This window comes from Oscillibacter sp. CAG:155, assembly GCA_000436875.1.
In the GTDB taxonomy this organism is placed as follows: Bacteria; Bacillota; Clostridia; order Oscillospirales; family Oscillospiraceae; genus Oscillibacter.
In genome coordinates, this window is sequence record FR890943.1 from 1 (window position 1) to 19,459 (window position 19,459).

General features: G+C 62.2%; 22 protein-coding genes. All 22 read left to right on the plus strand.

Annotated elements, in window-relative coordinates:
• Positions 1-84: 84 nt before the first annotated feature.
• The gene (gene rplS, locus QZL67_RS08575; protein ID WP_022290315.1) at positions 85-426 is read left to right on the plus strand and encodes a 50S ribosomal protein L19; all 342 of its coding nucleotides are present in this window, start codon (positions 85-87) and stop codon (positions 424-426) included.
• A 144-nt stretch (positions 427-570) separates the two neighbouring features.
• Positions 571-1,149: a signal peptidase I gene (gene lepB, locus QZL67_RS08580; protein WP_022290316.1), complete on the plus strand. Its 579-nt coding sequence runs from the start codon at positions 571-573 to the stop codon at positions 1,147-1,149.
• A gap of 11 nt (positions 1,150-1,160) precedes the next feature.
• Complete coding sequence (lepB, locus tag QZL67_RS08585; RefSeq protein WP_022290317.1) at positions 1,161-1,769, plus strand: signal peptidase I; 609 nt, start codon at positions 1,161-1,163, stop codon at positions 1,767-1,769.
• Entirely contained in the window at positions 1,766-2,644 is an 879-nt protein-coding gene (ylqF, locus tag QZL67_RS08590; RefSeq protein WP_022290318.1) for a ribosome biogenesis GTPase YlqF, read from the plus strand. The genes lepB (QZL67_RS08585) and ylqF overlap by 4 nt, the downstream gene beginning before the upstream one ends.
• A complete protein-coding gene (locus QZL67_RS08595) occupies positions 2,641-3,093 on the plus strand; it encodes a hypothetical protein (protein WP_022290319.1) in 453 nt (150 codons plus the stop codon). Before ylqF ends, QZL67_RS08595 begins: the two co-directional genes overlap by 4 nt.
• A 2-nt stretch (positions 3,094-3,095) precedes the next feature.
• On the plus strand, positions 3,096-3,719 hold the full coding sequence (locus tag QZL67_RS08600; protein ID WP_022290320.1) for a ribonuclease HII: 624 nt from the start codon (positions 3,096-3,098) through the stop codon (positions 3,717-3,719).
• Positions 3,716-4,075, plus strand: coding sequence for a YraN family protein (locus QZL67_RS08605; protein ID WP_022290321.1), 360 nt, complete (start codon positions 3,716-3,718; stop codon positions 4,073-4,075). Before QZL67_RS08600 ends, QZL67_RS08605 begins: the two co-directional genes overlap by 4 nt.
• Before the next feature lie 42 nt (positions 4,076-4,117).
• Entirely contained in the window at positions 4,118-5,605 is a 1,488-nt protein-coding gene (thrC, locus tag QZL67_RS08610; RefSeq protein WP_022290322.1) for a threonine synthase, read from the plus strand.
• Between the two features lie 45 nt (positions 5,606-5,650).
• A complete protein-coding gene (locus QZL67_RS08615; RefSeq protein WP_022290323.1) occupies positions 5,651-6,337 on the plus strand; it encodes a metallophosphoesterase in 687 nt (228 codons plus the stop codon).
• Between the two features lie 90 nt (positions 6,338-6,427).
• Entirely contained in the window at positions 6,428-7,840 is a 1,413-nt protein-coding gene (gene tig / locus QZL67_RS08620) for a trigger factor (RefSeq protein WP_022290324.1), read from the plus strand.
• 255 nt (positions 7,841-8,095) lie between these two features.
• Positions 8,096-8,686, plus strand: a complete 591-nt coding sequence (locus QZL67_RS08625) for an ATP-dependent Clp protease proteolytic subunit (RefSeq protein WP_022290325.1) — start codon at positions 8,096-8,098, stop codon at positions 8,684-8,686.
• A 30-nt stretch (positions 8,687-8,716) separates the two neighbouring features.
• Positions 8,717-10,036, plus strand: coding sequence for an ATP-dependent Clp protease ATP-binding subunit ClpX (clpX, locus tag QZL67_RS08630; RefSeq protein WP_022290326.1), 1,320 nt, complete (start codon positions 8,717-8,719; stop codon positions 10,034-10,036).
• A 72-nt stretch (positions 10,037-10,108) separates the two neighbouring features.
• Positions 10,109-12,523 carry an endopeptidase La gene (gene lon / locus QZL67_RS08635; protein WP_022290327.1) on the plus strand — a complete coding sequence of 805 codons (2,415 nt, stop codon included), beginning with the start codon at positions 10,109-10,111 and terminating at the stop codon, positions 12,521-12,523.
• Between the two features lie 10 nt (positions 12,524-12,533).
• Entirely contained in the window at positions 12,534-13,130 is a 597-nt protein-coding gene (gene yihA, locus QZL67_RS08640; RefSeq protein WP_022290328.1) for a ribosome biogenesis GTP-binding protein YihA/YsxC, read from the plus strand.
• Positions 13,131-13,311: 181 nt separating this feature from the next.
• Positions 13,312-14,028, plus strand: a complete 717-nt coding sequence (pyrH, locus tag QZL67_RS08645) for a UMP kinase (protein ID WP_022290329.1) — start codon at positions 13,312-13,314, stop codon at positions 14,026-14,028.
• Positions 14,029-14,079: 51 nt separating this feature from the next.
• Positions 14,080-14,637, plus strand: coding sequence for a ribosome recycling factor (gene frr / locus QZL67_RS08650; RefSeq protein ID WP_022290330.1), 558 nt, complete (start codon positions 14,080-14,082; stop codon positions 14,635-14,637).
• Positions 14,637-15,389 carry an isoprenyl transferase gene (locus QZL67_RS08655; RefSeq protein ID WP_022290331.1) on the plus strand — a complete coding sequence of 251 codons (753 nt, stop codon included), beginning with the start codon at positions 14,637-14,639 and terminating at the stop codon, positions 15,387-15,389. Before frr ends, QZL67_RS08655 begins: the two co-directional genes overlap by 1 nt.
• A 29-nt stretch (positions 15,390-15,418) precedes the next feature.
• Positions 15,419-16,276 carry a phosphatidate cytidylyltransferase gene (locus QZL67_RS08660; protein ID WP_022290332.1) on the plus strand — a complete coding sequence of 286 codons (858 nt, stop codon included), beginning with the start codon at positions 15,419-15,421 and terminating at the stop codon, positions 16,274-16,276.
• Positions 16,277-16,318: 42 nt separating this feature from the next.
• On the plus strand, positions 16,319-17,467 hold the full coding sequence (locus tag QZL67_RS08665) for a 1-deoxy-D-xylulose-5-phosphate reductoisomerase (protein WP_022290333.1): 1,149 nt from the start codon (positions 16,319-16,321) through the stop codon (positions 17,465-17,467).
• A 10-nt stretch (positions 17,468-17,477) separates the two neighbouring features.
• Positions 17,478-18,539, plus strand: a complete 1,062-nt coding sequence (locus QZL67_RS08670) for an RIP metalloprotease (RefSeq protein WP_022290334.1) — start codon at positions 17,478-17,480, stop codon at positions 18,537-18,539.
• 13 nt (positions 18,540-18,552) lie between these two features.
• Entirely contained in the window at positions 18,553-19,071 is a 519-nt protein-coding gene (locus QZL67_RS08675; RefSeq protein WP_022290335.1) for a GNAT family N-acetyltransferase, read from the plus strand.
• A partial coding sequence (locus tag QZL67_RS08680; protein ID WP_292920163.1) for a flavodoxin-dependent (E)-4-hydroxy-3-methylbut-2-enyl-diphosphate synthase occupies positions 19,068-19,459 on the plus strand: 392 nt, incomplete at its 3' end. The genes QZL67_RS08675 and QZL67_RS08680, both read left to right, overlap by 4 nt.

Sequence of the window (19,459 nt, forward strand, 5' to 3'; positions counted from 1 at the left end):
TCCTCTGCCGCACAGGCGCCGAATGGCGCCGCGTGTTCGGGATTTGAGACGGCATGAACGCCTATACATTAGGAGGAAAAACCCATGAATCTCATTCAGGAACTGAACAAGGAAACTCTGAGCAACGAGGTTGCTCCCGTCCAGATCGGTGACACCGTCCGTGTCCACGTGAAGGTGAAGGAAGGCTCCCGCGAGCGTATCCAGATCTTCGAGGGCACTGTGATCGCCAAGAAGCACGGCGGCATCGAGGAGACCATCACCGTCCGCCGCATCTCTTACGGCGTCGGCGTGGAGAAGATTTTCCCCGTTCACTCTCCCTCCATCGACACCATCGAGGTGGTGCGCAACGGTGCTGTGCGGCGTGCGAAGCTGTACTACCTGCGTGGCCGCGTCGGCAAGGGTGCCAAGGTCAAGGAGAAGCTGTAAGAAGCAGATCAAAGAGAGGCGCTTGCGCCTCTCTTTTTTCGTACCCTGCGGAAAAAAGAAACGCTTTCCCTTGTGATTTGGGAAGTTCTTTGTTATACTGTAAAAGATTATTCTAAAATGACATTGGCTCTGAGGAGGCGCGGAATGCCGTCAAAGAAACAGACAGAGGGGCGCGGTGCCTATGAGTGGGTGCAGGCGCTGGTGTGTTCCGTCCTGACCGTGGTGCTGATTTTCACGTTTGTGGTGCGGATCGTGCGGGTGTCGGGAGAGTCCATGCGGGAGACCCTGCAGGATCAGGATATGCTGGTGGTGCTGAACAACTGGCTGTGCGGCACCTATGAGCAGGGCGACATCGTGATCTTGCAGCGAGATGATTTCTACGGCGGCGAGCCCATCGTCAAGCGGGTGATCGCCACGGAGGGCCAGACGGTGGACATCGATTTTGACGCCGGTGTGGTTTATGTGGACGGCACGGCGCTGGAGGAGCCCTATACCCGGGAACCCACTTGGACGCAGGAGGGCACGGAATTCCCCCTGACGGTGCCGGAGGGCTGCATCTTCGTCATGGGCGACAACCGCAACGACAGTGACGACAGCCGGGATTCCGCGCTGGGACCGGTGGATACCCGCTGCGTGCTGGGCCGGGCGCTGCTGCTGGCGGTGCCGGGTCCCACGGCGGACACGGACCAGCGGGACTGGAGCCGCGTGGGAATTTTGAACTGAGGAGAACAAGCATGAGCGAAAAGGAACAGGACAAACAGGCGGAGGAGAAAGAGAGCCGGGACCTTTATGAGTGGGTGCAGGCGCTGGTTTGCTCCGTGCTGGTGGTGGTACTGGTGTTTACCTTCTGCATCCGCCTGATCGGTGTGGACGGCCACTCCATGGTCCCCACCCTGCAGGACGGGGACCGGCTGCTGGTGACCACTTCCCTTCTCAGCGGAGAATACAAATACGGCGACATTGTCATTATCCAAAAAGGGGCCTTTGCCGGCGGTGAGCCCATCGTCAAGCGGGTGATCGCCACCGGCGGCCAGACGGTGGACATCGACTTTGAGACCGGCGCGGTCTACGTGGACGGTGCGCTGCTGGAGGAGGACTATATCAACGAGCTGACCTTTGTGGAGGAGGGCACGGAATTCCCCCTGACGGTGCCGGAGGGCAGTATTTTCGTCATGGGCGATAACCGGAACCACTCCAGCGACAGCCGGGACGCAAGCCTCGGCACGGTGGATACCCGTTATGTCATCGGGCGGGCGGTGTTCCTGGCCTTCCCGGGGGCGGACGAGGCCACCGGAAAACGGGACTTTGGCCGCATTGGCCTGATCGGCGGGGTGGACGCATGAATATTCAATGGTATCCCGGTCACATGACCAAGACCCGGCGTATGATCGCCGAGCAGATCAAAAACGTGGACGCGGTGTGCGAGATTTTGGACGCGAGAATCCCCGTCTCCAGCCGGAACCCGGATGTGGACGAGCTGACGGCGGGGAAACCCCGGCTGGTGGTTTTGAACCGGGCGGACCAGGCGGACCGGGCCGCTACTGACCGCTGGGCCGCCTATTTCCGGGCCAGAGGCTACGCTGTGCTGGAATCCGACGCCAAGCGGGGACAGGGCACCGCCCGGTTTGCCGCCGCCGTGCGGGAGCTGCTGGCGGATAAGCTCCGGGCCTACGCGGAAAAGGGGCAGGCGGGCCGGGTGGTCCGTGTGATGATCCTGGGCATCCCCAACGTGGGCAAGTCCACCTTTATCAATAAGGTGGCGGGCCGCAAGACCGCCAAGACCGAGGACCGGCCCGGCGTCACCCGCTCCAAGCAGTGGGTGCCCATTGACAAGAACCTGGAACTGCTGGACACTCCGGGTATCCTCTGGCCCAAGTTCGAGGACCAGAGCGTGGGACTGAACCTGGCCTATACCGGCGCCGTGAAGGATGATATCCTGGACGTGGAGACCCTAGGCTGCCACCTGATGGCCTACCTGGGGACGCAGTACCCGGAGGCCCTCTCCGCCGCCTATAAGCTCCCCGGCATCCCGGAGCGGGAGGCGGAGGAAAACGACGTGGCCTGGGGCTACCGGCTGCTCTGCGCCGCCGGGAAAAAGCGGGGCTTTTTGATCTCCGGCGGGGAAGTGGACACAGAGCGGATGGCAAAGATTTTGCTGGACGAGTTCCGAGGCGGCAAGTTGGGACGCTTTACACTGGAACTGCCGGAGGACATATGAGCGCAAAATTGCTGCTGACGAACTTTGACGGGACCATGTTCCGTCTGGAGGTGCTGCCGGATTGTCGGGATACCCGGGTACTGCTGCATACGCGGTATTGGAATCGGGAGGATCAGCTGGTTCCTGGGGAACTGGAGTTTTTCGGTGTGGCTGCGGTAGGTTTTTCTGTGAATTACTTGGATAACCCCGCCGGTTCGGAGCTGTGCGGCCTGTATGAGCTGGAGGATGAGGAGGAAAAGATGCGGTTGCTGCGGGAGAACTTTGACCGCAGACGCCGGGACTTCCTTTTGACCGGATATCAGATACAGGAGGACGATCCAGGGGAGTTTCTCAACCATTCCGAGCCGCTGGAGCAGGTATCTCCAGCCGCGTATCATTTGTATGAGCAGCAGACTCTGGGCGGTGTCTATCGGATTCTGGCCAAGAGGTGGAAACTGGAGGAGCGATGACCATGGACCTTTGGACATATGAACGGGAAGAGTGGGCTGCCGGGTATGACACCCTCTGCGGTGTGGACGAGGCGGGGGCCGGGCCCCTGGCGGGGCCGGTGTACGCCGCCGCCGTCATCTTGCCCCGGGAGATCGACCTTCCCGGCCTCAACGACTCCAAGAAGCTGACAGAAAAGAAGCGGGAGGCCCTCTATGAGCGCATCACCGCCCAGGCGGAGGCGTACTGTGTGGCCTCCGTCTCCGCAGCGGAGATCGACGAGATGGACATCCTGAATGCCCGGATGCTGGCCATGCAGCGGGCCATTGACGGCCTCTCCCGGACGCCGGACCTGTGCCTGATCGACGGCAACCGGGACCATGGCAGCACCGTGGCCGTCACTGCGCCCCATCTCTGCCTGGTGGGCGGCGACGGGAAGAGCGCCTCCATCGCGGCGGCCTCCATCCTGGCCAAAGTCAGCCGGGACCGGTACGTCTCCACGGAGCTGGACAGCCGCTACCCCCAGTACCAGTTTGCCAGGCACAAGGGATACGGTACCAAGCTCCACTATGCCATGCTGGATGAATACGGTCCTTGTCCGGAGCACCGGCGGACCTTTTTGAAAAAGTGGGAGGCCCGGAAGAAATGAGTACCGCGAAGGCTCTGGGGAACCGGGGAGAGGCGGAGGTGGCCCGGTACCTGAGGAAGAAGGGATACACCCTTCTTGCCAGCCAGTGGCGCTGCCGCTTCGGGGAGCTGGACCTGGTGGCCCGGGACCGGAAGGGTACCATCTGCTTTGTGGAAGTGAAGCTCCGCACCGGTACCGCCTGCGGGCTGCCCCGGGAGGCGGTGGACCGGCGCAAGCAGGCACGCCTGCGCACCGCGGCGGCTTTGTATCTCAGCACCCACGAGATCGACGCCCCCGCCCGCTTTGATGTGGCGGAGGTCTATTGTTCGGAAAACGGCGCACCCAACGTAGTCTACCTGGAGGATGCGTTTGCATAACGGCTGTATCAGCCAAACTGCCTGGAAAGCGAGGAACAGACAATGAAGTATTTGAGTACACGGGACCGCTCTTTGCGCTATGCGTCCGCTGAGGCCGTGAAAATGGGCCTGAGCCGGGACGGCGGTCTCCTGACCCCCACCGAGATCCCGCAGATCGACCGGGCCTTTCTGGAGGGGCTGCTGACGGCGTCCTATCAGGAGCGGGCGGCCAAGGTAATGGGTCTGTATCTGACGGACTACACGGAGGAGGAGCTGACGGCCTTCGCCCACAACGCCTACGGCCCCGACAAGTTCGACACTGCCGCCGTGGCGCCGGTCCGTACCCTGGATGAGACCACCCATTGTCTGGAGCTGTGGCACGGCCCCACCAGCGCCTTCAAGGACATGGCACTGCAGATGCTGCCCCAGCTGCTCTCCGCCGCGCTGCGCAAGACCGGGGAGCCCAAGACCGCCTGCATCCTGGTGGCTACCTCCGGCGATACTGGCAAGGCCGCCATGGAGGGCTTTGCCGACGTGCCTCAGACTAAGATCCTGGTGTTCTATCCCAAGGACGGCGTCTCCCAGGTTCAGGAGACCCAGATGCTGACCCAGGACGGCGCCAACGTGGGCGTGTGTGCCGTGGTGGGAAACTTTGACGACGCCCAGGCCGGGGTCAAGCGCATCTTCTCCGACGTGTCCATCCGAGAGACCCTGGCGGAGCGGGGCTATTTCCTCTCCTCCGCCAACTCCATCAACTGGGGCCGCATCCTGCCTCAGGTGGTCTACTACATCTCCGCCTACTGCGATCTGGTGCGGGAGGGGAAGCTGACCATGGGCCAGGAGGTGAACTTCTGCGTTCCCACCGGAAACTTCGGCGACATCCTGGCGGCCTACTACGCAAAGCGCATGGGCCTGCCGGTCCACATGCTCATCTGCGCTTCCAACCGCAATGACGTCCTCACGGACTTCCTGCGCACCGGCGTCTATGACCGCAACCGTCCCTTCCACACCACCATGAGCCCCTCCATGGACATCCTGGTCTCCTCCAATCTGGAGCGGCTGCTCTTTGACCTCTCCGGCCAGAACGACGCAGAGGTCCGGGGCTATATGGAGGCCTTGGCCCGGGATGGCCGCTATGAGGTCTCCGATGCCATCAAGGCGGCGCTGAAGACCCAGTATTGGGGCGGCTTCTGCGGCGAGGAGGACACCGCCGCCACCATCGGCCGGTACTATCAGGACTACGGCTACCTCATCGATACCCATACCGCCGTGGCGGCCAATGTGATGGAACAGTACCGCGCCGCCACCGGCGACAAGACGGTGACTGTGTTCGCCTCCACCGCGTCCCCCTATAAGTTCTGCGACCATGTGCTCTCCGCCATCGGCCAGACTCCGGCAGGGAAGGGGCTGGAGCTGCTGGACCAGCTTCACGACGTCACCGGTACGCCGGTTCCCCGGCGCCTGGCGGCCCTGAAGGGCAAGGCGCGGCGCTTCGACCTCACCTGCGAGAAGGCGTGCATGGACGGCGTAGTGCTGGACTTTTTGAAGTGACGGGAGAGAGGCCCGGAATAATCCCAATAAGAAGGAGGGGCGCTTATGGCCCTTTACGCCATCGGGGATCTGCACCTCTCCCTGGCGGTGAACAAATCCATGGAGGTCTTCGGACCTGCCTGGGAAAATTATGTCAGCCGCATCGAATCGTCCCTGAGTCAGCTGACGGCGGAGGATGTGCTGATCCTGGCGGGGGACACCTCCTGGGGGATGTCCATGGCGGAGGCGGAGGCGGATTTCCGTTTCCTGGAGCAGTTCCCCTGCAAAAAGATTCTCCTCAAGGGAAACCACGACTACTGGTGGTCCACGGTCTCGAAGATGAGTGCCTTCTTTGCGGAGAAGGGATTCACCACCTTTGAATTCCTCCACAACAACTGCCAGTTCTATGGGGAGCACGCCCTGTGCGGCACCCGGGGATGGTTTTTCGAGGAGGACCAGAAGCCCCACAACGCCAAAGTCCTCAATCGGGAGGTGGGGCGGCTGGAGACGTCGCTGAAGGCGGCGGAGGGAAAGCCCATCTGGTGCTTTCTCCACTATCCGCCCCTGTACCAGGGATACCAGTGCCGGGAGATCTTGGAGATGCTGGAAAAGTACTCCGTGGAGCAGTGCTGCTACGGCCATCTCCACGGCCCGGTGATCCGCCGGCGCATCGAGGGAACGCGGGGAAACACGGCCTTTTCCCTGATTTCCGCAGACTATCTGGGTTTTGTCCCAAAAAAAATTTGTGATTAAACGAAAAAAGGCTGGTAATTTCAAGATTTTTCTGGTAAAATATCAATTCGCACCGGCGTTTGACTGGTGATGAACGGAGGAGTAAACAAAATGAGTGTCAAAAGCTGTGAAAAACTGGAAAAAAGTCAGGTCGCGCTGACCGTTGAGGTGGGTGCGGCAGAGTTTCAGGCTGCCATCGAAAAGGCATATCAGAAGATGCGCAAGAAGATCAACGTTCCGGGCTTCCGTCCCGGCAAGGCCCCCCGTAAGGTGATCGAGGGCATGTACGGCGCAGAGGTGTTTTTCGAGGAGGCCATCAATATTGCGTTCCCCGATGCCTATGAGGCCGCTGTGAAGGAGCAGGAGCTCCAGGTCGTGGGCTATCCCACCGTGGAGCTGGTGGGCGAGTGCACGAAGGACGGCTTTACTTTCAAGGCCACCGCTCCCGTGTACCCTGAGGTCACTCTGGGTCAGTACAAGGAGCTCTCCGCTCCCAAGGACGAGGTGAAGGTCACCGCCGCTGACGTGGACGAGCGCCTCAAGGAGCTCTCTGACCGCAACACCCGCCTCGTGAGCGTGGACCGGGAGGCCAAGGAGGGCGACACTGTCGTCATCGACTTCGAGGGATTCCTGGACGGTAAGCCCTTCGACGGCGGCAAGGGTGAGAACCACAGCCTGGAGCTGGGTTCCCACAGCTTCGTTCCCGGCTTTGAAGAGCAGCTGATTGGCGTGAAGGCCGGCGACGAGAAGGATCTGGACATCACCTTCCCCGAGGACTATCACGCGGATCTGGCCGGCAAGGCCGTGGTCTTCAAGGTGAAGGTCCACGAGGTCAAGGAGAAGGAAGTTCCCGCCCTGGATGACGAGTTCGCCAAGGACGTCAGCGAGTTCGACACCCTCAAGGATCTAAAGGCCGACCTGAAGAAGAAGATCACCGAGGAGCGCCAGAAGGCCGCCGACCAGGCCTTTGAGGACGCCCTGATGGAGCAGGTGGCTGCCAACATCACCGCCGACATCCCCGATGCCATGGTGGAGAACCAGGCCCATCAGTTCCTGGACAACTTCAAGATGCAGATCGCCCAGCAGGGCATCCCCTATGACCAGTACCTGAAGATGACCGGCATGGAGGAGTCCAAGCTGCTCGCCGACGCCAAGGAGCCCGCCGAGCGTCAGGTGCGGATGGATCTGGCCATGGCCGCCATCATCAAGGCCGAGAACCTGGAAGCCACCGATGAGGAAGTGGAGGCCGAGTTCAAGAAGCTGGCTGAGCAGTACAACATGGAGCTGGATACCGTGAAGAAGTATCTCCAGCCCGAGCAGATCCGCGACCAGGTCATCAGCCGCAAGGCCGTGGCCGTGGTGGTGGACAGCGCCACCGCCACCAAGCCGGAGAAGAAGACGGCCAAGAAGACCACCAAGAAGGCCGCCGACGCCGCTGAGGAGGGCGAGGAGAAGAAGCCCGCGAAGAAGACCACCAAAAAAGCGGTGAAAAAAGAGGACGAGGAGCCCGTTGAATCCAAGTAATTCCGGGTATACTGTACCGTGGCAGGCCGGTGATGTGTGAAGCCGCTCTGCCGGCCCGTGCTTTTCTACATCGCTTTGACAGATTTCAGCACGGCACCTGTAGTAGGATGGGTGCGTGGTATGGCATAGGCGCCGGCTGCCTCACGGGAGCGGGGCGCTTTTGCCATACTTGCCCGCGGGAGCGGGACGCATCGGGTTTGGGAGGACAAATCTGTCAACGGCCGCAAAGCGCGGCCAGCCAAGGAGGTTATACCAATGAGCTTAGTCCCTTACGTAGTGGAGCAGACCAACCGGGGTGAGCGGTCTTACGACATCTTTTCCCGACTGCTGAACGACCGGATCGTCTTTTTAGGCGAGGAAGTCAACGCCACCACCGCCAGTCTGGTGGTTGCCCAGCTTCTGTACCTGGAAGCCCAGGACCCAGATAAGGATATCCAGTTCTATATCAACAGCCCCGGCGGCTCCGTCACCGACGGCATGGCCATCTACGATACCATGCAGTACGTCAAGTGCGACGTCTCCACCATCTGCGTGGGCATGGCCGCCAGCATGGGCGCATTTTTGCTCTCCTCCGGTGCCAAGGGCAAGCGGTTTGCCCTGCCCAACGCGGAGATCATGATCCATCAGCCCTCTGCCGGCACCCAGGGCCAGATCACCGATATGGCCATCCACCTCAAGCGGTTGGAGACCATCAAAAAGCGCATGAACCGCATCCTGGCGGAGAACACCGGCAGACCGGTGGAGGAAGTCACCGCCGCCTGCGAGCGGGACAACTTCATGAGCGCCGATGAGGCCAAGGAGTTCGGCCTGATCGACAAGATCATTCTGCCCAAGAAATCATCTTAAAAGCGCAACTCCAGAAACTGAGGTAATACCATGAACGACGACGGCAAGAAGACCCTTCGCTGCTCCTTCTGCGGCAAGCACGAGCAGCAGGTTCGCCGGATGATCCAGGGGCCCGGCGTGCGGATCTGCGATGAGTGCGTGCGGCTTTGCATGAGCATTCTCAACGATGGATTCGACGATCTGGAGGGCGGCGCGGTGGACGATGTCCCCGATGAGCTGCCCACGCCCCGGGAGATCAAGGACGTGCTGGATCAGTACGTCATCGGCCAGGACGAGGCGAAAGTGGCCCTGTCCGTGGCGGTTTACAACCATTATAAGCGCATTTTCTTCGGCGGCGACGAGGATGTGGAGCTGCAAAAGAGCAATATTCTGATGCTGGGCCCCACCGGCTCCGGCAAGACTCTCTTTGCCCAGACCCTGGCTCGCATCTTGAAGGTGCCTTTCGCCATTGCCGACGCCACTACTCTCACCGAGGCCGGCTACGTGGGCGATGACGTGGAGAACATCCTGCTGCGGCTGCTGCAGGCCGCAGACTTCGACGTGGAGCGGGCCGAACGGGGCATCATCTACGTGGATGAGATCGACAAGATCGCCCGCAAGAGCGAGAACACCTCCATCACCCGGGATGTCTCCGGTGAGGGCGTGCAGCAGGCTCTTTTGAAGATCGTGGAGGGCACCGTTGCCAACGTGCCGCCCCAGGGCGGCCGGAAGCACCCCCACCAGGAGTTCATCCAGGTGAACACGAAGAATATCCTCTTCATCTGCGGCGGTGCCTTCGACGGCCTGGAGAAGATCATCGAGCGGCGCATGGACCAGAAGAGCATCGGCTTCGGCGCCAACGTCCAGGGCAAGAAGGACAAGGACCTGAGCCGGATTCTCCACGAGGTCCAGCCCCACGACCTGCTCAAGTTCGGCCTGATCCCCGAGCTGGTGGGCCGCCTTCCCATCATCGCCTCTCTGAACGCGCTGAAGCGGGAGGACCTGGTGCGCATCCTGACCGAGCCCAAGAACGCGCTGGTCAAGCAGTACAAGCGGCTGATGGAATACGACGACGTGGACCTGGAATTCACCCAGGATGCGCTGGATGCCATCGCCGACAAGGCCATCGAGCGCAACATCGGCGCCCGTGGTCTGCGGGCCGTGATGGAGGGGATGCTGACCCAGATCATGTACGACGTTCCCTCCGACCCCACCATCTCCAAGGTGGTCATCACCCGGGAGTGCGTGGAAGGCGCCGGGAAGCCGGAACTGACCCGGGACCCCAACAAGATCAGCTATTCCGTGAAATTGAACACCGGCAAGGGAGAAAAGTCCGCCAGCGGCTCTTCCACCCCCGCGTCGGCGTCTTAAACAACAAAGAAAGGGGACGCCGCAGGTTCGGCGCCCCCTTTCCGCGTGTTTCCCCCAAGAAAGGAAATTCCTATGGAACTGACCAACTGGAATATTCCCGTCCTGGCCCTCCGGGGCCTGACGGTGTTTCCCCATATGACCTTGACCTTCGACGTAGAGCGGCGCATCTCCATCGCGGCCCTGGAGCGGGCCATGGAGGAGGACCAGGAGATCTTCCTGGTGACTCAGCGGGAGATCGGCGTCAATCTGCCGGAGGAAAAGGATTTGTACGCTGTGGGCACGGTGTCCCACATCAGCCAGATCCTGCGGCTCTCGTCCACCTCCGTCCGCTGCGTGGTGGAGGGGCGCCAGCGGGCCCGGCTCAAGCGGCTGTGGCAGGTGGAGCCCTACCTCCAGGCCAACGTGGAGGCTCTGCCGGAGGAGGAACCCTCCGAGGCCTTCCGCAAGAGTCCCCGCACCGAGGCGCTGCTGCGCCAGACTTACCATCTTTTCAGCGAGTACGCCGAGATGGCCGGTGGCATTGCCGAGGAGGTCCTCACCACCGTGTTGGACAGCCGGGACCCCGGCTTCCTGGCGGACTACATCGCCCAGAATGTGGCGCTGCGCTTTACCGATAAGCAGGAGATCCTGGAGGAGATCTCTCCCTTTGCCCGGCTGCGCAAGCTCAACAGCTTTCTGGCCCGGGAGAACAATGTCCTGGGCTTCGAGCACGAGCTGGAGGGCAAGGTCCGGGACCAGCTGGTCAGCAGCCAGCGGGAGCAGATCCTGCGTACTCAGATCCGGGTACTGCAAAACGAGCTGGGCGAGACGGACGATGACGATGAGGTGGAGACCTACCGCCAGAAGATCGTGGCGCTGGAGCTGGACGAGGATACGGAAAAGCACCTGCTCAAAGAAGTGAACAAACTGGCCAAGCAGCCCTTCGGCAGTGCTGAGGGAGCTGTGATCCGCAACTATCTGGACGTGTGCCTGGAGATGCCCTGGAAGGAGACCACCAAGGAACGGGTCAGCGTGGAGGCTGCCCGCAAGGTGCTGGAACGGGACCACTACGGCCTGGAGAAGGTGAAGGAGCGGATTTTGGAGACCATCGCCGTCCGGCAGATGAATCCGGAGGGGAAGGGCCAGATCCTCTGCCTGGTAGGCCCTCCGGGCGTGGGCAAGACGTCCATCGCCATCTCGGTGGCAAAGGCCCTGAACCGGAAACTGGCCCGTATCTCCCTGGGCGGCGTCCGGGACGAGGCGGACATCCGCGGCCATCGCAAAACCTACATAGGCGCTATGCCCGGACGCATCATCGAGGCCATCAGCCGCAGCGGCTCCATGAACCCGCTGCTTCTTCTGGACGAGATCGACAAGATGGGCAGCGACTATCGGGGCGACCCTGCCGCCGCGCTGCTGGAGGTGCTGGACAGCGAGCAGAACCACGCCTTCCGGGACCACTTCCTGGAGATCCCCGTGGATCTGACGAAGGTGCTCTTCATCACCACTGCCAATACCACTGAGACCATCCCCCGGCCCCTGCTGGACCGGATGGAGGTGATCCAGCTCTCCAGCTACACCGACGAGGAAAAGGTGCAGATCGCCCGGCGCCACCTGCTGCCCAAGCAGCTGGAAGAGCACGGACTCAAGAAGGGGAGCCTGCGCATCGGAGACGACGTGCTCCGGGCCGTCATCCGGGACTATACCCGGGAGGCCGGTGTCCGGCAGCTGGAGCGGCGCCTGGCGGCTCTCTGCCGGAAGGCGGATATGCGTCTGTTGACAGGAACTGTAAAGCGTATTACCGTTACAGAAAAAGACCTGCCTGCTCTGCTGGACTGCCAGCCCTTCCCCCCGGCGCTCCACACGGAGAAGGAGGAGATCGGCGTGGTCAACGGCCTTGCCTGGACCGAGGCCGGCGGCGAGATCCTGGAAGTGGAGGTCAACGTCATGGAGGGCTCCGGCAAGCTGGAGCTGACCGGCAATCTGGGCGACGTGATGAAGGAGTCCGCCCAGGCGGCGCTGAGCTGCCTGCGCAGCCGGGCGACGGTGCTGGGCATCGAGGAGGACTTCTACAAGACCAAGGACATCCACGTCCACTTCCCGGAGGGCGCGGTGCCCAAGGACGGCCCCTCCGCCGGCATCGCGGTGACCACCGCCATGCTCTCCGCCCTGACGGGGCGGAAGATCCGGGCGGGCATCGCCATGACCGGCGAGGTCACACTGCGGGGCCGGGTGCTGCCCATCGGCGGACTGAAGGAAAAGACCATGGCCGCCCTGCGCAACGGCATCGGCACCGTGCTGATCCCCAAGGACAACGTGCGGGATCTGGAGGAGATCGACCAGACCGTCCGGGCGGCACTGCATTTTGTGCCGGTGGAGACGGTGGACCAGGTGTTTGCCGCCGCACTGGTAGGGACGGAGAACGTCCCTGCCCGGGAGGAGACGGCAGAGCCGGTGGCGGCGTTTGCCCCCGCCCGGGAAAAGACCGAAGCCGCCCTGCGGCAGTGAAGGAGGCCCTATGGCACTGAATTTTCAAAAAGCGGAGTTTGTCCGCTCCGCCGCGGACAAAGCCCACTTCCTGCGGGACGGTCTGCCCCAGTTCGCCTTTGCCGGGCGGTCCAACGTGGGCAAGTCCTCGGTGATCAACCGCCTGCTGGGCCGGAAGAACCTGGCCTATGTGGGTGCCTCTCCGGGAAAGACCACCCAGATCAACTACTTTCTGGTGGACCGAAAGGCCTATTTGGTGGACCTGCCGGGGTACGGCTACGCCAAGGTCTCCCGGGCAGAGAAGGAGCGCTGGGGGCGTCTCATGGACAGCTACTTTCAGGACGAGGGGGAGATCCTCACCGCCGGCGTGCTGATCGTGGACATCCGCCACAAGCCCACGGCCGACGATGTGACCATGCACGACTGGTTCCGCCAGACCGGCTGCCCGGAGATCATCGTGGCCAACAAGCTGGACAAGCTGAAAAAGAGCCAGGTGGAACCGGCGCTTCAGCTGATCCGGGAGACGCTGGAGTTGACGGAGGAGGATGCCCTGGTACCTTTTTCCGCGGAAAAAGGGGAGGGGAAGGACACCCTCATCCGGCTGCTGACGGAAAAATGCGGAGAATGAACAAAACGAGGGAACGGCAAAAGCCGTTCCCTCGTTTTGTTTGAGCGGTCAGCCGGTCAGTCTTTCCGGCGGGAAAACCAACCCGGGCGGAAATTCTTTTGTCTACCCCCTTTGCAAATAAGGAAAAATACGATAAAATAGACCCGTATGAATTCCATTTTGAATAACGGAGGTTTTTGTCATGGCAAAGCCTGTTTACAAGCGCGTCCTGCTGAAGATCAGCGGCGAGGCCTTGGCCGGCGACAAGCACACGGGATTGGATTTTGAGATGATCGGCAGGGTCTGCGATGTCATCAAGGAATGCCTGGAAATGGGCGTTCAGGTGGGCCTGGTGGTAGGCGGCGGCAACTTCTGGCGGGGCGCCAAGAACAGCGGCGGCGCCATGGAGCGCACCCGGGCCGACCACATGGGCATGCTGGCCACGGTGATGAACTGCCTGGCCGTGGCGGATGTGTGTGAGCAGAAGGGCATCCCCGTCCGGGTCCAGACCGCCATCGAGATGCGGGCCGTGGCGGAACCCTACATCCGCTCCCGGGCCATCCGTCACCTGGAAAAGGGCCGTGTGGTCATCTTCGGTGCTGGCACCGGCAACCCCTATTTCTCCACGGACACCGCGGCGGTGCTGCGGGCGGCGGAGATCGACGCCGACGTGATCCTGCTTGCCAAGAACGTGGACGGCGTTTACACCGCCGATCCGGTGAAGGACCCCACTGCCGTCAAGTACGACACCATCAGCTATGACGACGTGCTGGCCCAGCACCTGATGGTGATGGACTCCACCGCAACGTCCCTCTCCATGGACAACCATATCCCCGTGCTGCTCTTTGCCCTGAAGGACCCCCGGAACATCATCCGGGCCCTGTGCGGCGAAAACGTGGGCACCATCGTCAAGGAATAACCGCGCATTTCCGCGCCTCCCAATACGCAAAGTGAAAGGAAGGACCCCAATATGTTGAAAGAGGATTACAAGATTTACGAAGAGAAAATGAAGAAGAGCATCGACTCCGTCTCCGCGGACTTCGCCTCTGTGCGTGCGGGCCGGGCCAACGCCGCCGTGCTGGACCGCATCATGGTGGACTACTACGGCAGCCCCACCCCCATCCAGCAGATCGCGGCCATCTCCTCTCCCGACCCCCGGGCCCTGGTGATCTCCCCTTGGGACTCCACCGCCCTCAAGAGCATTGAGAAGGCCATCCAGAACTCCGACCTGGGCATCAACCCCCAGAACGACGGCAAGTGCATCCGCCTGACCTTCCCCCAGCTGACAGAGGAGCGCCGTAAGGAGCTGGTCAAGCAGATCCACAAGTATGCCGAAAACGGCAAGGTGGCCGTCCGCAACATCCGCCGGGACGCCATGGAGGTGTTCAAGAAGAAGGAGAAGGCCTCCGAGATCACGGAGGACGACCTCAAGCAGGCGGAGAAGGACCTTCAGAAGCTGACGGACGAGAGCTGCAAGAAGCTCGACGAGCTGCTGGCCAAGAAGGAGAAGGAATTGCTGGCGGTCTGATGGCAGAGATTTTGAAAACCACCGATACGGCGGGGCAGATGAAAGATCTGCCTCGCCATATTGCGATTATTATGGACGGCAACGGCCGCTGGGCCACCAAGAGGGGACTGCCCCGCACCGCCGGCCACAAGGCGGGGGCGGAGACCTTTCGCCGCATTGCCACCTACTGCAAAAACATCGGCGTGAAGTACCTCACGGTGTACGCCTTCTCCACGGAGAACTGGAAGCGCTCCGAGAGTGAGGTCTCCGCCATCATGCTGCTTTTGAAGAAGTATCTGATGGAAGCGGTGGACACCATGGAGAAAGACCACATCCGGCTCCACTTTTTCGGGGACATGACCCCCATCGCGCCGGAGCTGCGGGCCCTGGCCAAGGAGACCGATGAGATCACGGAGCACCTCTCCAAGGACGATTTCCAGGCCAACGTCTGCCTCAACTACGGTGGCCGGGACGAGATTTTGCGGGCGGCCCGGCAGTTTGCCGCTGACTGCGCATCCGGAAAACGGAAGCCGGAGGAACTGGAGGAGGGCCTCTTTTCCTCCTACCTGGACTCCGCCGGTATCCCGGACCCGGAGCTTATCATCCGCCCCAGCGGCGAGCTGCGGCTCTCTAACTTCCTCCTCTGGCAGTGCGCCTATTCGGAGTTTTATTTCACCGACGTGCTCTGGCCGGACTTTGACGAGGCGGAGCTGGACCGGGCCATCGCGGCATACCGGACAAGAGACCGCCGTTTCGGCGGTGTGAAGAAATAATCCTTTACAGAGATAAGGACTGATTTTTGATGTTTAAACGTGTGATGGTGGCCGTGGTCGGCGTGCCGTTTTTGATTCTGGTACTGGGCTGGGCCCCTGCGTGGGCCACCATGGTGCTGCTGGCCGGCATGTGCGCCATCGGCGCCTGGGAGCTGATGCACGCCGTGGCCGGGGAGGCGGGGAAGCCCCTGATCCCCCTGACGGTGCTGGCGGCGGCGCTGGTGCCGGTGTGCGTGTACCTGGAGATGTCTGTGGAGACGGCGGAGCTCACCGCATTGCCTCAGCTGCCCTTGGTGAGCATCCTGGCAGCAGTGTTCGTGTTCCTGGTCTTCCTGCTGGCCATCCACCGCTATGACGGGGATCGGGGCATCCCCTTTGCCGCAGTCACCGCGGCGATCTTCGGGGCCCTGGTGTTTCCGCTGATGCTCTCCTGCCTGCTGCGGCTGCGGATGGTGTCCTCCATTGGGATGCTGCTGGTGTTTTTCCCGCTTTGCATCTCCTTCGGTTCCGACACCTGCGCCCTGTTCGCCGGAATGCTTTTCGGCAAGCACAAGCTGGCCCCCCGGGTCAGCCCCAAGAAGACGGTGGAGGGCGCCGTGGGCGGCGTGATCGGCGGCGTGATCGGCATGGTGATCATGATGTTCGTGGGCGCCTGGGTGCTCCAGGATGCTTTTCTGCGCCCCCAGGAGGTGCTGATTTTCGGCGTGGTGGGCAGTATCATCAGCCAGATCGGCGACCTGAGCTTTTCCGTCATCAAGCGGGAGTTCGGCGTCAAGGACTACGGCAACCTCCTGCCGGGTCACGGCGGCATCCTGGACCGGTTCGACTCCGTCACCTTTGCGGCCCCCGCCGTGTGGCTGGTGCTGCGGTGCCTCTGGGTAGTTTGAGAAATGCAGATTATTTTCAGCTTTCGGGAATAGGATGGGATTATGAGCAAGACGATTTCCATTTTGGGCTCCACCGGTTCCATCGGCCGGCAGACGCTGGACGTGGCGCAGCAGCTGCATCTCCGGGTGGCGGCCATCACCGCCCACGCCAGCGTCGGGCGGATGGAGGAGCAGATCCGGCAGTTTCACCCCGCTCTGGCGGTCCTTACCGACGAGGCGGCGGCCCGGGACCTGCGCGCCCGGGTGTCCGATACGGACACGACCGTGGTGGGCGGCTTTGCGGGATTGATAGAGGCGGCCACGCTTCCCCAGGCGGACACCGTGGTCACCGCGGTGGTGGGCATGGTGGGCCTGCGGCCCACGCTGGCTGCCATCGGGGAGAAAAAGCGGATCGCCCTGGCCAACAAGGAGACGCTGGTGTGTGCCGGCGAGCTGGTGATGGCCGCGGCGGAGCAGGCGGGAGCGGAGATCGTTCCCGTGGACTCCGAGCACTCCGCCATCTTCCAGTGCCTCCAGGGCTGCGCCGACCGCGGGGAGATCCGGCGGCTGATCCTGACCTGCTCCGGCGGCCCCTTTTACGGCATGAGTTATGACGAAGTGGGCAAAATGACCAAGGAGGACGCCCTGCGCCATCCCAACTGGACCATGGGCCCCAAGATCACCGTGGACTGTGCCACGCTGATGAACAAGGGCCTGGAGGTCATCGAGGCCATGCGGCTCTACCGCCTGCCGCTGGAGCAGGTGTCGGTGGTGATCCACCGGCAGAGCATCGTCCACTCCCTGGTGGAGTACCGGGACGGCGCTGTGCTGGCCCAGTTGGGCACGCCGGATATGCGGCTGCCCATCCGCTACGCCATGACCTACCCCAATCGGGGGGAGAATCCGGCGGAGCCGCTGGACCTGCTCAGCTGCCCGCCGCTGACCTTTGCCCAGCCGGACCGGACGGCGTTTCCCTGCCTGCGTCTGGCGGAGGAGGCGGCTGCCCAGGGCGGCACTGCCTGCGCCATTTTGAACGGCGCCAACGAGGAGGCGGTGGGGCTGTTTCTGGCGGACCGGATCGGCTTCCACGACATCCCGGATCTGGTGGCCCGGGCCCGGGCGGAGGTGGACGTGGTGACGTCCCCCACGCTGGAGGACATTCTGGAGGCGGACCGGCTGGCCCGGGAGAGCGTCCTGCGCAAATCAAAGTAGGAGTTTTTGCATGACCATTGTGTTTATTCTGGCGGCGATCCTCATGTTCGGCATCCTCATTGCGGTCCATGAGTTCGGCCATTTCGCGGCCGCAAAGCTCTGCGGCGTGCGGGTGAACGAGTTTTCCATCGGTATGGGTCCGGCCATCTGGACCCGGCAGAAAGGGGAGACCCAGTACTCGCTGCGGGCGCTGCCCATCGGCGGGTACTGCGCCATGGAGGGAGAGGACGAGGACACCGGCGACGAGCGCTCTCTCACCCGGCAGGGCTTCTGGAAGCAGCTCATTATTTTCGCCGCCGGAGCGCTGATGAACTTTCTCACCGGCGTGGTGATTCTGCTGGCGCTGTACGCCAATGTGACGGCGGTAAACACCGATCAGATCGTGGGCCTTGCCCCGGAGCTTGCCCAGCAGGAAACCGGGCTGCAGGAAGGGGATCTCATCTACAAGGTGGATGGATACCGGACGTACCTGGCGGGAGACGCGGCGCTGTTTTTGCAGTACGCCGACGATACCGTGGACGTGGAGGTTATCCGGGACGGTGAACACGTGCTGATCGAGGATCTCCGGCGCCAGACCTACACCGCGGCGGATGGCAGCAGCTACGTGGGCTTCGGCCTGACGGTGGGCGCTTACGCCCATGAGGCAACACTGCCGGTGAAGCTCCAGTACACCTGGTACACCGCTCTGGACTTCGTGCAGCTGGTGTGGTTCAGCCTGGCCCAGCTGGTCACCGGCGGAGCCACTATGCAGGACCTCAGCGGCCCGGTGGGCATCGTCAGCGCCATTACGGAGGTGGGCAACGACGCCCCCAGCGCCGGGGTGGCCTGGTTCCGCATCTTCTATTTCGCGGCGCTGGTGGCGGTAAACCTGGCGGTGATGAACCTGCTGCCCATCCCTGCCCTGGACGGCGGACGCATTTTCTTCTTGCTGGTGGATGCGGTGTGCCTGCTGCTGTTCAAGCGGAAGATCCCGGAGCGGTACACCGCGGCGGTGAACACGGCGGGATTTGTGGTGCTGATGGGCTTTATGCTGCTGGTGACCTTCCACGACGTATTCAAACTGGTGACATAAGGAGGCGGGGGAGATGACGGCGTTTTGTCTGCGGCCTTGGCGGAAGACGGATGCCGTCTCCCTGGTCTGCTATGCCGATGACCCCGGCATTGCCGCCAATCTCCGGGATGTGTTCCCCAGCCCCTACACCCGGCCGGACGCGGATAATTTTATCCGGGACTGCCTGGAGCGGGAGGGCCGGGACCAGCTGAGCCGGACCGTCGTGATCGGTGGTCAGGCGGTGGGCTGCATCACGGTGACCCGGGGACAGGATGTGTATCGCAGATGCGGCGAGCTGGGCTACTGGCTGGGACGGCCCTTCTGGGGCCGGGGCGTGATGACGGCAGCGGTGCGGCAGATCTGCCGAGAGGCCTTTGCCGCCTTTGATCTCGTCCGCATCCAGGCGGAGGTATACGCTCCCAACAAAGCCTCCCAGGTGGTGCTGGAAAAGGCGGGCTTTGCGCTGGAGGGTGTCCGGCACCGCGGCATCTATAAGAACGGGCAGCTGCTGGACAGCTGCCTCTACGCCCTTTTGAAGGAGGAACAAGCATGACCAAGCGTCTCATGGTGGGCAGTGTGCCTGTGGGCGGCGGCGCCCCGGTGTCCATCCAGTCCATGTGCAATACAAAAACCGACGACGTGGCGGCCACCGTGGCCCAGATCCACGCACTGGAGGCGGCGGGCTGTGAGATCATCCGGGTGGCCATCCCGGATCAGGCGGCGGCGGAGGCGGTGGACAAGATCAAAGAGCAGATCTCCATCCCCCTGATCGCGGATATCCATTTCAACTACAAATACGCCCTGATGTGCGCGGAGCGGGGCATCGACGCCATCCGCATCAACCCCGGCAATATCGGCGGGGAGGAGAAGGTGAAAGCGGTGGCGGATATCTGCCGCCGGAAGTCCATTCCCATCCGCATCGGTGTCAACGGCGGGGCTCT